13 protein-coding genes are annotated in these 12,387 nt (G+C 55.9%); 6 read left to right on the top strand and 7 right to left on the bottom strand.

Going from position 1 to position 12,387, the window contains the following annotated elements:
- Positions 1-180: 180 nt before the first annotated feature.
- Positions 181-834 (top strand): isoprenoid biosynthesis glyoxalase ElbB, encoded by a 654-nt coding sequence (gene elbB / locus MJ923_RS17345; protein ID WP_240592166.1) that lies wholly within the window; start codon positions 181-183, stop codon positions 832-834.
- 31 nt (positions 835-865) lie between these two features.
- Here the strand turns inward: elbB and glpG are convergent, their stop codons facing one another.
- From glpG to MJ923_RS17320, 5 genes are all read right to left on the bottom strand, one after another.
- Complete coding sequence (gene glpG, locus MJ923_RS17340; protein WP_240592228.1) at positions 866-1,699, bottom strand: rhomboid family intramembrane serine protease GlpG; 834 nt, start codon at positions 1,697-1,699, stop codon at positions 866-868.
- The gene (glpE, locus tag MJ923_RS17335; protein ID WP_240592165.1) at positions 1,696-2,004 is read right to left on the bottom strand and encodes a thiosulfate sulfurtransferase GlpE; all 309 of its coding nucleotides are present in this window, start codon (positions 2,002-2,004) and stop codon (positions 1,696-1,698) included. The genes glpG and glpE overlap by 4 nt, the downstream gene beginning before the upstream one ends.
- 103 nt (positions 2,005-2,107) lie before the next feature.
- Positions 2,108-3,133 carry an L-threonine 3-dehydrogenase gene (tdh, locus tag MJ923_RS17330; protein ID WP_240592164.1) on the bottom strand — a complete coding sequence of 342 codons (1,026 nt, stop codon included), beginning with the start codon at positions 3,131-3,133 and terminating at the stop codon, positions 2,108-2,110.
- A gap of 18 nt (positions 3,134-3,151) precedes the next feature.
- Complete coding sequence (locus MJ923_RS17325) at positions 3,152-4,345, bottom strand: glycine C-acetyltransferase (RefSeq protein WP_126168959.1); 1,194 nt, start codon at positions 4,343-4,345, stop codon at positions 3,152-3,154.
- 296 nt (positions 4,346-4,641) lie between these two features.
- Entirely contained in the window at positions 4,642-5,277 is a 636-nt protein-coding gene (locus MJ923_RS17320) for a TetR/AcrR family transcriptional regulator (RefSeq protein WP_126168960.1), read from the bottom strand.
- Positions 5,278-5,401: 124 nt separating this feature from the next.
- Here MJ923_RS17320 and waaA point away from each other — a divergent pair, with 124 nt between their 5' ends.
- Positions 5,402-6,661, top strand: coding sequence for a lipid IV(A) 3-deoxy-D-manno-octulosonic acid transferase (gene waaA / locus MJ923_RS17315; RefSeq protein WP_240592163.1), 1,260 nt, complete (start codon positions 5,402-5,404; stop codon positions 6,659-6,661).
- An 8-nt stretch (positions 6,662-6,669) separates the two neighbouring features.
- On the opposite strand, the gene MJ923_RS17310 is transcribed toward waaA, so the two are convergent.
- The gene (locus tag MJ923_RS17310; protein ID WP_240592162.1) at positions 6,670-7,380 is read right to left on the bottom strand and encodes a 3-deoxy-D-manno-octulosonic acid kinase; all 711 of its coding nucleotides are present in this window, start codon (positions 7,378-7,380) and stop codon (positions 6,670-6,672) included.
- 82 nt (positions 7,381-7,462) lie between these two features.
- Here MJ923_RS17310 and MJ923_RS17305 point away from each other — a divergent pair, with 82 nt between their 5' ends.
- From MJ923_RS17305 to MJ923_RS17290, 4 genes are all read left to right on the top strand, one after another.
- Positions 7,463-8,500: a glycosyltransferase family 9 protein gene (locus tag MJ923_RS17305; protein WP_240592161.1), complete on the top strand. Its 1,038-nt coding sequence runs from the start codon at positions 7,463-7,465 to the stop codon at positions 8,498-8,500.
- 115 nt (positions 8,501-8,615) lie between these two features.
- Positions 8,616-9,608 carry a hypothetical protein gene (locus MJ923_RS17300; protein ID WP_240592160.1) on the top strand — a complete coding sequence of 331 codons (993 nt, stop codon included), beginning with the start codon at positions 8,616-8,618 and terminating at the stop codon, positions 9,606-9,608.
- Positions 9,605-10,702 carry a glycosyltransferase gene (locus MJ923_RS17295; RefSeq protein WP_240592159.1) on the top strand — a complete coding sequence of 366 codons (1,098 nt, stop codon included), beginning with the start codon at positions 9,605-9,607 and terminating at the stop codon, positions 10,700-10,702. The genes MJ923_RS17300 and MJ923_RS17295 overlap by 4 nt, the downstream gene beginning before the upstream one ends.
- Positions 10,703-10,745: 43 nt before the next feature.
- Entirely contained in the window at positions 10,746-11,501 is a 756-nt protein-coding gene (locus tag MJ923_RS17290) for a glycosyltransferase family 2 protein (protein WP_240592158.1), read from the top strand.
- Positions 11,502-11,504: 3 nt separating this feature from the next.
- Here MJ923_RS17290 and MJ923_RS17285 read toward each other — a convergent pair whose 3' ends face one another.
- Positions 11,505-12,293 carry a glycosyltransferase family 2 protein gene (locus MJ923_RS17285; protein ID WP_240592157.1) on the bottom strand — a complete coding sequence of 263 codons (789 nt, stop codon included), beginning with the start codon at positions 12,291-12,293 and terminating at the stop codon, positions 11,505-11,507.
- Between the last annotated feature and the right edge of the window lie 94 nt (positions 12,294-12,387).

Genomic DNA, 12,387 nt, shown 5'->3' with positions numbered 1-12,387 from the left:
AATTCCGTTAAATCTTCCTGATCTGTGGATTTCTTTGTTGGTTGTTTTTATTTGCCCGGCGAGCCATGCTACTTCCTGTTGCTCGCCAAAGCTGATGAATAAACTTAGCACGATTTTTAATCAGATCAACCGATCTGTGTCAGTTTTGTTAAAACCAAATTACATAAGAGGGAATTTTTTATGAAGAATATTGCAGTCCTGCTGGCCGGCTGTGGGGTGTTCGACGGCAGTGAAATTCATGAGGCGGTACTGACATTGCTGAGCCTGTCCCGGGCGGGTGCGACTTGCCAATGTTTTGCGCCGGATATTCCCCAGTTGCATGTGGTTAATCATGTCTCCGGCGAGGTCGCTCAGGGAGAAAGCCGCAACGTATTAGTCGAGGCGGCGCGCATTGCCCGTGGCGATATCAAGGCCACTACCGAGCTGGATGTGACCGCCTTTGATGCGCTGATCATTCCCGGCGGCTTTGGCGCGGCCAAGAACCTATGCAACTTTGCATTGGTGGGCGCCGACTGCGACCTAGCCCCCGAGGTACGCGATTTTATCGCCGAGTTTGCGCTGGCGAAAAAGCCGGTGGGCTTTATCTGTATTGCCCCAGTGATGATCCCCAAGCTCTACGGCAAGGGCGCCAAAGGCACCATAGGGACTGACAAGGGCACCGGCGAGGCTTTCAGCGCCATGGGCGGTGAGCATCAGGATGCATCAGTGCACGATATCGTAGTGGACGAGGCCAACAAGGTGGTGAGCACCCCTGCTTATATGCTGGCGGGCAGCATTGCCGAGGCGCACTCGGGCATCGAAAAGCTGGTCAATAAAGTATTGGCGATGGCCTGACCTCAGCGGTTGTCGCTGCCCGGCAAAATGCTCAGCGGCGACGACTGTCCCACAGTCCCTGCAATAAGCCTACCGCAAGACCGCCCAGATGGGCGCCATTGGCCATGGACAGGCCAAGAATGTCGAAGAACCCCAGCACCAGCCAGATCACCATAAAGCCCATATAGCTTGCGGGTAGACCTATGCCTGCGGCAGGTTTACGTACGCCCATTATCCAGGTGTAACCGGCGACGGCATACACAACTCCGGAGAGGCCGCCAAAATTGGGGCCCGAGACAAAGTATTGCAACACGTTGGGCAGGGTACCTGCCACCAGTAGCAGAATCAGCAGTGGCACCGTACCAATGCGGGTTTCGATTTTGCCACCCAGATACCACCACCACAGCAGGTTAAAGCTGATATGCATCAGCGAAAAATGCAGCAGTGATGGGGTAAACACCCGCCAGACTTCGCTGGTGTTCATCGGGCCTGTGGCGCCGAAAAAGCTCAGCAGTTCATAGGTCTGATTGGCAAAGCCCAGGTTGAGGGCACCATAAACCAGCATGCAGGCGGCAAAGATAATCAGTGTCAGCGGGCCTGCGGCAGTCACGAAGCGGCTCAGCAGGGCAAGCCCGGGGGCACCGTAATCCAGATTGGCCGAAGTGGTGCCGGTTTCCCAAGAGGCGGCAAGGTACTTGTCGTCGGTGGGATGCTGCACAAAATAGTCAAACTCGGTCTTGGCGGCAGGATAGTCGCTGCCATTTACCACCAGGAGCACCACGGCATTTTCGTCCGCGGCCAGTCGGCATTCAATGCCGCGGCTCTTGAGGTAATCCACCAGTGCCTGAGCGGCTCTGGGGTTTGGCAGGCGACCGAATTCCATCAGAGGTTCGCCTGAGCCCAGGCGCTGTAACCGCCATCGAGGCTATACACCTCATCGAAGCCCTGTTCAACCAGATAGCCGGCAGCACTTTGGCTGCTGATGCCGTGGTAGCAGACCACGACCAAAGGCTTGTCCATATCGGCTTCGGCGATAAAGCGCGCCAGATTGTCATTGCTGAGATTGACCGAACCTTCGATATGGCTGTTGGCAAAACTCTGGGGATCGCGGATATCGGCGATTTGCACACCGTCGCCCTGTTCGGCGCGCAGGTGGATAAGCTCATTTACACTCAGATGTTTGAATGACATAAGATTCTCAAAAACGGGCGGCGCGTCGGCGCCTGAATGGGCTCTATGGCCTTAGTGTGCAACAGGGCGCCATACTCTGTACAGCGCCCTGTGCGATGCCGGATTAATCCCAGCTGAGGATGACCTTGCCGGACTGGCCGGAGCGCATGGCATCGAAGCCCTGCTGGAAGTCGTCCACCTTGAAGTGGTGGGTGATGATGGGAGACAGATCCAGGCCAGATTGCAGCAGGCTGGCCATCTTGTACCAGGTCTCAAACATCTCACGGCCGTAGATGCCCTTGATGATGAGGCCCTTGAAGATCACCTTGCTCCAGTCGATGGCCATCTCGCCGCCGGGAATACCCAGCATGGCGATTTTGCCGCCGTGGTTCATGGTATCCAGCATGGCGTGGAAGGCTGCCGGTACGCCGGACATTTCCAGACCCACGTCGAAGCCTTCGGTCATGCCGAGGTCTTTCATCACGTCTTTCAGGCTTTCTTTGGCCACGTTAACGGCACGGGTCGCGCCCATCTTGCGGGCCAGGTCCAGGCGGTACTCGTTCACGTCGGTGATCACCACATGGCGGGCACCTACGTGACGGCACACGGCAGCAGCCATGATGCCGATTGGACCGGCGCCGGTGATCAGCACATCTTCACCCACCAGGTCGAACGACAGCGCTGTGTGCACCGCGTTGCCGAAGGGGTCAAAGATAGCAGCTAGATCGTCGCTGATGTCATCGGGGATCTTGAAGGCGTTAAAGGCCGGGATCACCAGATATTCGGCGAACGAGCCTTCACGGTTTACCCCAACGCCTGTGGTGTTGCGGCACAGGTGAGTACGGCCGGCGCGGCAGTTACGGCAGTGACCGCAGGTGATGTGGCCTTCACCGGATACCCGGTCGCCAATCTTGAAACCGCGAACTTCCTGACCGATATCAACTACTTCACCCACGTACTCGTGGCCAACTACCATGGGCACGGGAATAGTCTTTTGTGACCACTCGTCCCAGTTGTAGATATGCACGTCGGTACCGCAGATGGCGGTTTTGCGAATTTTAATCAGCAGATCGTTATGGCCCATTTCTGGCTTGGGCGCATCAACCATCCAAATGCCTTCTTCGGGCTTGAGTTTAGCGAGTGCTTTCATGTGTGTGCTCCGAGGGCATCAGATAATGCCCATCTCCTTACCGATACGGGTGAAGGCTTCAATGGCCTTGTCCAGCTGCGCCCGGGTGTGGGCAGCGGACATCTGGGTGCGGATCCGGGCCTGGCCCTTTGGCACCACAGGGAAGGAGAAACCAATCACGTAGATGTCTTCTTTCAGCAGGCGGGCAGAAAATTCGGCCGCCAGTTTGGCATCGCCCAGCATCACAGGAACGATGGCGTGGTTGGCACCGGCCAGCTTAAAGCCAGCGGCAGACATCTGCTCGCGGAAGTATCGGCTGTTTTCCCATACTGCTTCACGCAGGGCCTGACCTTCTTTGAGCATATCCAATACGCGGATAGAGGCGGCCACAATGGCAGGAGCCAGGGAGTTGGAGAACAGGTAAGGACGCGAGCGCTGACGCAGCCAGTCGATCACTTCTTTTTTGCCTGAGGTATAACCACCGGAGGCGCCGCCCAGAGCTTTGCCCAGGGTGCCAGTGATGATGTCCACTCTGTCCATCACGTCACAATATTCGTGGGTACCACGGCCGTTCTGGCCAACAAAGCCCACTGCGTGGGAGTCGTCAACCATTACCAGGGCACCATATTGGTCGGCCAGGTCGCACACACCCTTGAGGTTGGCAATCACGCCATCCATGGAGAATACGCCGTCGGTGGCGATAAGGATATGGCGGGCACCGGCGTCGCGGGCGGCTTTAAGCTGGGTTTCCAGATCGGCCATATCGTTGTTGGCGTAGCGGAAACGCATGGCTTTACACAGACGCACGCCATCAATGATAGAAGCGTGGTTCAGGGCATCAGAGACGATAGCATCTTCGGGGCCGAGCAGGGTTTCAAACAGACCGGCGTTGGCATCGAAGCAAGAGGAATACAGGATGGTGTCTTCGGTGCCGAGGAATTCGGACAGCTTGGCTTCCAGTTGTTTGTGGATGTCCTGGGTGCCGCAGATAAAGCGCACTGAGGCCATACCGAAGCCATGGTCGGCCAAACCGGCCTGAGCGGCTTTTACCAGTTCTGGGTGGTTGGCCAGGCCCAGGTAGTTGTTGGCACAGAAGTTAATTACTTCGTCGCCGCCTACTTTGATGGATGCCTGTTGAGGTGAGACGATCACCCGCTCGCTTTTATAAAGACCTTCGGCCTTCACGTCGGCGAGTTGCTGTTTGATCTGCTCGTAGAATGAGGTTGATGCCACTTGTCTCTCCTTAGTTAACTTTATTCTGCTTTTGTTGGAGTGGCGGCATTCTACCCCTAAACTCAATCGGCCCGCAGCTTATTTTTGCTGCATGAATGACCGCATAAATTGCGCTAGGGCGTGCGAGGTTTTCACATAAGAAAAACTAATTTGTAACCTAGGGGTAGACCGCACAGGTCTGTGTTTGATTGTAGTCCTGTCGCGATGAAAATGTCACCAGTCAGACGGTGGCAATGTGGCCGGGCTCATGGCTGAGCCCGTGTCTGCAAGTTACCTTGGGGTGAGCGCAGCGGCTGTCAGGCAGCCAGCTCCTGAAAGTGCTGTTCGAGCCGGTCGAAGGTAGGCAGGGAGTCCGGGGTGGCATAGGCCTTGAAAATCATCAGCACCCGCAGCAGGCCTTCGTACAGCGAGCCCTTGTTGATGGTGGCAATGCTTGATTGGGTCAGTTTGTAGCTGATCCAAAAGCCGATGATCATCTTAATGGTATCGGCCAGGTCGCTGATGCGATCGTCCGGAATGATAAAGATACCGTCTTGCTTGAGTTGCTTCAGTACCCCGATGGATTGCTCGAGTACCGCCTGCTGGGCCTTGAGGTAGCGCGACTTGAGGGTTTCGTCCCGCGCCAGGATGTCGGCCAGGTTGGCGTACATAAAGCGGAACTGCCACATGGTGTAAAACATGGCGTCGAAGTAGCCCATCAGCAGTTCCAAATCCACCTTCTGGCCATCGTAGGGTTTGAAGCCTGAGAGCAGGTGCTGTTCGTACTGATCGAAGATGCAGCGAATAATGTCTTCTTTATTGCGGAAGTGGTAGTAAAGGTTTCCGGGGCTGATATCCAGATGGGCGGCGATGTGGTTAGTGGTAATGGTTCGCTCGCCATGCTCGTTAAAGAGCTCCAGACTGGCCTGGATAATTTTATCGCGGGTCTTCATGGGTATCCTGTCTTATTCTTGGCGGCCGCTTCCCGGCGGGTCGCTCTGTGCTTATGTCTGCATCCCGGGTTATGGTAGCATTGCCGCAATTCATCAGGCAAAACTCATACATATCTTGGTTCTTATGGCCCGATTTTTCTATTCCATTTTGCTATATGTGTTATCGCCTTTGTTGCTGATTTATTTAGCGCTGAGAGCGATAAAGAGCCCGGACTACCGTGGTCGCTGGGGTGAGCGGTTCGCATTGGCGCCACTCAAGCCCACGGATTTGCTGATCCATTCGGTTTCTATGGGCGAAACTCTGGCCGCGATTCCGCTGATCCGCGCCATCATGGCCGAGCGCCCAGAGCTTAGCATTACCGTCACTACCACCAGTCCCACAGGCTCGGCCGAGGTTGTCAAGGCATTCGGCGACAAGGTGCAGCACTGCTATCTGCCGTTTGATTTGTATTTCGCCATGGGCCGCTTTATCAACAAGCTGGGCTGCGCCGAGCTTATCATCATGGAAACCGAGTTGTGGCCAAACCTCATCGCTGCCGCCAAGGCCCGTGGCACCAAGGTTTCGCTGCTGAACGCCCGTTTGTCGCAAAAGTCGGCCGCAAGCTACACCAAATACCATGCGCTTACTGCGCCTATGCTTAAATCCCTCGACCGGATTGCGGTGCAGACAGCCCCGGAAGCTGAGCGCTTTGTGGCGCTGGGCGTTGAGCCAAGCCGTATCAGTGTCTGCGGCAGTTTGAAGTTTGATATCGATATCCCGGCTGAGCGCCGTGAGCAGGCGAGAGTGTTAAGGCGCGAGTGGCAGCGAGATAACGACTTTGTCTGGGTGGCGGGCAGCGTGCATCCGGGAGAGTTCGGCGCCATGCTCAGTGCCCACCGGCAGTTGCTGACCACCAAGCCACAGTCGCTGCTGATTATGGTGCCGCGCCACCCGGAGCAGTTTGCCAACGCCGCCAGAGCCATCGAAGAGGCAGGTTTCAGCCTGGCCAAACGCAGCCTTGGTGAGTCGCCAACCTCAGGCATTCAGGTGCTTTTGGGTGACACCATGGGAGAGCTGCTGACCTGGTATGGCGCCGCCGATGCCGCCTTTGTCGGCGGTACTCTGATTGAAAATGGCGGTCATAATCCGCTGGAACCCGCTGCCATGGGACTGCCGGTGGCCATGGGGCCACATCACTGGGACTTTAAAGAGATTACTTCTCTGCTGAGCGACGCCGGTAACCTTGGCGTATGTGAAAGCCCCACTGCATTTGAGGCCTGGTTAGTGGCGACGGCCGGCGATACACAAGTGCGAGAAAGCGCCGGTAACGCCGGACTTGAGGTGGTAGCAGCCAACCGCGGCGCACTCAAGCGGCAGTTGGCGGTATTGGAGAGCTTGCTTTAGCCGCCGGGTTAGCTGCGATAACCGCTGAGCAGCCATTGCCAGCAAGTATCATCAAAGGCAAGCGAGGGAAGCTTGCCTTTTTCTTTATCAAAAGAGCGTCTTAGCCTTGAAAGGTTGGCTTGGTGCCAGTCATCTGCCGGGGGGCGGATTTCACCCCGGTCGAAGTCAATCAGCGCAAATCCCTCGGGGCCTTTGAGAATGTTCTTGGCGTTGAGGTCAGCATGGTACACGCCGCGGCGATGAAAGCGGGCGATGCAACTGCCCAGGGCTTTCCAGTCGGCTTCGCTGATGGGGCCCTGCTCGAGCCAGGCGAGCAAATCACGACACCCCGGCATCCGCTCAATCAGAATATCGGCACTGTACCAAAGTGCATGCCTTTGCACCCTGGCAGCCACCGGGCGCGGCACCGGCAAACCTTCAGAGTGAAGCTTTTCCAGCAGCGCCAGTTCTGCAATGGCGCGGGTGTTATCCATGCCGGTAAACAGGTATTTGTCTTTGCTGAACTTTTCCATCAGGCCGCCGCGCCAGTAGTGGCGCAGCACCCAGTCTTCATTGGCATTGGGGTGGCGCACAAACCAGGTGGTATAGCGTCCCTTGGAGGTGCCGCTCACGGCATCCAACCCTTGCCAGTAGGTGGGTTCGAAGCAGCTGGCGGTCAGTGAGCAGGATTCACCCGCGGCTGTGGCCACGATAAAAGGGGGATGCTTTTGCAGTTGCATGGGTGGAATTCTTGTCCAAAGCGTGGAACCTGCGGCCATTCTACATTAAGATCCGGCCTTTGCACCAAGCTGTGTCCATGCCATGAAATTTGACCCTAACACGATGAAATCTTTGTGTCTGCTGCGCCTCTCTGCCATTGGCGATGTGTGCCATGCGGTGGCCATGGTGCAGGCGATTCAACGCCAATACCCCAGCCTTTCCATCACCTGGGTGATAGGCAAGGTGGAGTATCAGTTGCTCAAGCACCTGCCGGGCATCGAGTTTGTGATTTTTGATAAATCACAGGGTTCCAAGGCTTATCGTCAGCTGCGTCGTGCCCTCAAGGGGCGTCATTTCGATGTGCTGTTGCACATGCAGGTAGCGCTGAGAGCCACCATCGCCTCATTGATGATCCCCGCCAAAGTGCGCATTGGTTTTGACCGTGCCCGCGCCAAAGAAGGCCAGTGGCTGGTGACCAATGAGCGGGTCGAAGCCCTGGCTACGCCCCATGTGCTGGAAGGTTTTATGGGCTTTGCCAAAAAGCTGGGGGTTACAGATCTGACTCCCCGCTGGGACATGCACATTCCCGCAGCGGACGAGGCCTTTGCCAGTGAGCTGGTTGCCGATGGCGAGAAAGTGCTGGCCATTTGTGCCGCCGCCAGCAAAGCCGAGCGTAATTGGTTGCCAGAGCGTTATGCCGCCGTGGCCGAGTATGCGGTATCCAAGGGTTATAGGGTGCTGCTGTGTGGTGGTCCGGCACAGCTTGAGAAAGATCTCGCCGCTGCAATTGAAGCTCATTGTTCGGTAGCGCTAACCAATCTTATAGGAAAGACCTCGTTGGTGCAGCTTTTGGCGCTATTAAAACGGGTTTCGCTGGTGATAGCACCGGATACCGGCCCTGCCCATATGGCGGTGACCCAGGGCACGCCTGTGATTGGCCTGTATGCCCATTCCAACCCTGGCCGTACCGGGCCATATTTGTTCCCGAATTTAGTGGTCAGTGTGTATGATGAAGCCATTGCCGAGCAGTTCCCCGGTAAGGCTGTGCCCTGGGGTACCCGTGCCAAGGGCGCGCATCTGATGGAAAAAATTGCTGTGGCTGCGGTTATTGATGCCATGGATAAGGCCTTGAAAGATTGAGGCTATAAAAACAAACGGCCCTGATAACGAAAAGGAAAATGGAGCCAAAGTGGAAGGCCAGCATCCCCGAGTCTTGTTTCTCCCGGTCTCCGATGCCACAGGTATCGGAGAGTATATGCGTTCTGTGATCATCGCCGATGAAGTAAAACGGCTCTGGCCCGGGGCACAGATGCACTTTCTGCTGAGTCAGGACGCCCCTTACGGCAAAGCTTGCCCCTATCCCGCGACCCTGCTGCAAGACTCGCCCACCAAGGCGGTGGCGGCCGTGTGCAGTTTCATGACTGACTTTAAACCCGATTTGGTGGTGTTTGATGCTTCGGGACGGCGCAGTCAGCTGGCCCATGCCAAGCGTCTGGGGGCGGCGGTGATTTTTATCAGCCAGCATGCCCGCAAGCGCCGCAGAGGTATGAAACTCTCCCGCGCCCGGCTGACAGACCGCCATTGGGTTGCCCAGCCCGACTTTGCTATTCCCGCGGTATCGGCCTTTTCCCGCTTCAAGTTGCAGCTGTTTGGCGGTGCCACTCCTGTGGCAACGGGGCCATTTTTTGCCAGGGTCGATGCCGAAAGGCAGCAGGCGCTGCTGACGCAGCTCGGTTTGACGCACGGCGGCTTTTGGCTGCTGAATGCAGGCTCGGGCGCACACTCTTTGGGTGACAGAGCGGCGATGTTGCAGCTGGTCGAGGCGGCATCGCAGCAGTTCAGTGAAACCGGAATTCCGGCACTGGCGGTGATGGGCCCTGCGTACAAAGGTGAAATGCCGCCAAGGCCGGGGATTCAGTATCAGGCGTCTTTGACCAATCACGATTTTATCAATTTGCTGGCGGCTGCCAGGGGCGCAGTGCTTTCCGGCGGTGACACCCTGCTGCAGGCGATAGCCCTGAAAAAGCCCTGCGTTGCGGTGGCGGTGACCAAGGATCAACCGGCGCGCATTGCCCGCTGCGAAGCCAAAGGTCTGGTGATGTCCTCGGGCGCTGATGAGCTGGCCTCCAAAATGGCCATGCTCAATGCGGAGTGCGAGGCGCTGACCCTGCGGCTGCAGCAGTCTGATTGCGGTAATGGTCTGGATTGGGTGGAAGCCGAGCTGTCGGCTCTGTTGGAGCGCAAATGAGTCAGCGGATTGCCATAGTGATAGACAGCCTTGCCGGCGGCGGGGCAGAGCGGGTGATGCTGACGTTGGCGCAAACCCTGATTGCCGATGGTCACAGGGTCGAATTTATTACCCTGGAAGAAGACACAGAACATCAGTTGCCGGCAGGACTTAAGGTGCACTGCTGTTTTGGCAAGGGGGCTGGGAACTACACCGGTTTCTGGCGCCTTGGCAGCTCAGCGGCCAAATTGGGGCGTTTGTTTGCCAGTTTGACGGAAGCCGACGGTGAGTTTGACCTTATTCTGTCTAACCTCGACAAAAGTAACCTGTTGATGTCGCGGCTGTCGCTGCCAAACCTGCATTTTGTGGTGCATAACTCCATTGAAGAAGAGCTGCACAGGCAACGCAAGCTGGGGCCGCTGGCGTATATGTCTATGCTGCGGGCCAAAAAAGCCCTCAGTGGCAAACATCTGGTGACCGTTTCTGCTGGTATTGCCAGAGAAATCATTGAAGGCAAACGTATTCGCCCAGCCGCGACTAAGGTGATCTACAACCCGTTTGACTTCGATAACTTAAGCGAAAAGGCCGCCCAGAGTGCCGAGTTGCCGCCTGGACCATATCTCATCCATGTTGGCCGCATCGCCAAACAGAAGCGCCACGACATTCTGTTGCAGGCGCTGGCGCTGACCCAAAGCCAGATCCCCCTGGTATTGCTGTGCCAGAACACCAAAAAGGCGCTCAAACTCGCGCGGCGCTATGGGGTTGAGCAGCGGTTGATCCTGCCCGGATTTCAAACCAATCCATATCCCTGGATCCGTGAGGCACGGATGTTGGTGTTAAGCTCCGACTACGAAGGCCTGCCAACGGTACTGATTGAGGCGTTGGCTCTGAATACGCCCGTGGTGAGCACCGACTGCCCCCATGGCCCCAACGAGATACTGCTGGGTGAACTTGCTGCCAATCTGGTGCCCAGACGCGACCCCAAAGCACTGGCCGCTGCCATAGATAAGGCGTTGGTGGTGGATGAAGTTGCAACATTACCAGCAGAGTTATCACATAAGTTACAGGCGAGTCAGGTTGCAGCAAGCTATCTGGCATTAAGCTCAAAAGGTTGATAGATTCCCCTTTTTTAAGGGAAGCCGTAACCCAGGGACCTGTATGATAAACCGTGAGGTTGCACTGGTTATTACCAGCTGCAACAGATTTGATTTGCTTGAAAAAACATTGCGCAGTTTCTTCAAGTACAACACCTATCCCATCAGCCAGTACATCATCGTAGAAGACAGCCACAATATCGATCGGCTCAACGCCACCCTGGCTCGCTTTGCCGATGTGAATTTCACCGTGCTGCACAACCAACCGCAACTGGGTCAGATGAAGAGCATCGACCGCGCCTACGCCGAGGTGCGTTGTGACTACATTTTCCATTGTGAAGATGATTGGGAATTCTACCGGTCGGGCTTTATTGAGGACTCGTTCCGGGTGTTGGACGCCGATGAGAAGGTGGTGACTGTGTGGCTGCGGGAGCAGGACGACACCAATGGTCATCCGGTGGATGCCGGGCTGCTGCATTCCGGCGGTGAGCGCTCACTCAGCTATCAGCTGATGAAGGTTAACCATCGCAAGCATGCCAATGCCGATCTCTGGCATGGCTTTACCTTCAACCCGGGGCTGCGTCGGTTAAGGGACTATCAGATTGTGGCGCCCATCAGTGCATACAGCGGTGAGCGCACCTTGTCAGAAGCCTATTTTGAACGTGGTTTCCGTGGCGCGATTTTCCCTAAAGGCTATGTGCGCCATATTGGCGACCACCGTGGTATTCGCTACAAGTTGTCGACGCCCGACTGGCTGAAAGACCTTTCAGTGGCTTTCCGGCGTTTTCGAAGTAAGGTCTCGGCACTGTTTGGCCGCTGATTGCTACAGGCTTTGCGCCAGGCCGAATTCACAGCGGCGCTGGCGTTCGCACAGACAGCGATCGAACAGCTGAATATTCTTTTCCAGCATGGCTTTGCTGCTTTCGGGGTGGTAAAGATGAAAGGCGATACCAGCGAATTTCAGCACCTTACGCTTTACTCCGCTGTGAATTAGCCGGGCGGCAAATTCCTTGTCTTCCGGCCCCCAACCTTCAAAGGCAATATTAAAGCCATTGACCTTGAGCGCATCTTCGCGCCAAAACGACATATTGCAACCATGGATGCTATCCACCGACTCAGTCTTGGTCATCGCCAATTGGCGTGATAGCCAGGGAAAGCGGATTGCGGCGCAGCGACCACGGTACAGCCCCTGGGAAAACCAGCGTGGCCGGCTCTGCTGGCTCATCACAGCTTTGCTCAGTTTTTCTGTCATCCGCACCCGTTTACCCGAGATGAAAAAGCCCGGGGTGGCCGCCTGCAGATGGTCTTTGATGAAGTGCTTGTGCAGTGACAAATCGCCATCAATCATCACTATGTAATCGCCGCGGGCAAGGTTGATGGCCTTGTTTCTGCTTTCAGATAACCTGAATCCCAAATCTTGCTGCCAGCTGTGTACCAGGGGTATCGGTGACTTACGCTGCCAGGCCGCAATCAGGTTGCGGGTTGCGTCGCCCGAACCATCGTCGGCCACAATAATTTCATCCGGCAGACGGCTTTGCTGTAGAACTGACGCCAATACAGAGTCGAGGGCTTCTGGCCAGTTGTAGGTGGTGATGATGAGAGAAAGGGTCATAGCTGCACACAGAAATTACCGATAACAGCTGTATTGTAGAGAGGGAGACTCGGCTAAAAATAATGAAAATTTAGTAATTTACCAGAGGTTAATG

Source organism: Shewanella zhuhaiensis, assembly GCF_022484835.1.
GTDB lineage: Bacteria > Pseudomonadota > Gammaproteobacteria > Enterobacterales > Shewanellaceae > Shewanella > Shewanella khirikhana.
The sequence above is the reverse complement of the archived record's forward strand: the minus strand, read 5'-3'. Positions and strand labels throughout refer to the sequence as shown.

Excerpts from the sequence above, each read along its gene's own strand:
- elbB (WP_240592166.1), top strand. The coding sequence starts at position 181 with ATGAAGAATATTGCAGTCCTGCTGGCCGGCTGTGGGGTGTTCGACGGC.
- glpE (WP_240592165.1), bottom strand. The coding sequence starts at position 2,004 with ATGTCATTCAAACATCTGAGTGTAAATGAGCTTATCCACCTGCGCGCC.
- tdh (WP_240592164.1), bottom strand. The coding sequence starts at position 3,133 with ATGAAAGCACTCGCTAAACTCAAGCCCGAAGAAGGCATTTGGATGGTT.
- MJ923_RS17320 (WP_126168960.1), bottom strand. The coding sequence starts at position 5,277 with ATGAAGACCCGCGATAAAATTATCCAGGCCAGTCTGGAGCTCTTTAAC.
- waaA (WP_240592163.1), top strand. The coding sequence starts at position 5,402 with ATGGCCCGATTTTTCTATTCCATTTTGCTATATGTGTTATCGCCTTTG.
- MJ923_RS17310 (WP_240592162.1), bottom strand. The coding sequence starts at position 7,380 with ATGCAACTGCAAAAGCATCCCCCTTTTATCGTGGCCACAGCCGCGGGT.
- MJ923_RS17305 (WP_240592161.1), top strand. The coding sequence starts at position 7,463 with ATGAAATTTGACCCTAACACGATGAAATCTTTGTGTCTGCTGCGCCTC.
- MJ923_RS17300 (WP_240592160.1), top strand. The coding sequence starts at position 8,616 with ATGCGTTCTGTGATCATCGCCGATGAAGTAAAACGGCTCTGGCCCGGG.
- MJ923_RS17295 (WP_240592159.1), top strand. The coding sequence starts at position 9,605 with ATGAGTCAGCGGATTGCCATAGTGATAGACAGCCTTGCCGGCGGCGGG.
- MJ923_RS17290 (WP_240592158.1), top strand. The coding sequence starts at position 10,746 with ATGATAAACCGTGAGGTTGCACTGGTTATTACCAGCTGCAACAGATTT.
- MJ923_RS17285 (WP_240592157.1), bottom strand. The coding sequence starts at position 12,293 with ATGACCCTTTCTCTCATCATCACCACCTACAACTGGCCAGAAGCCCTC.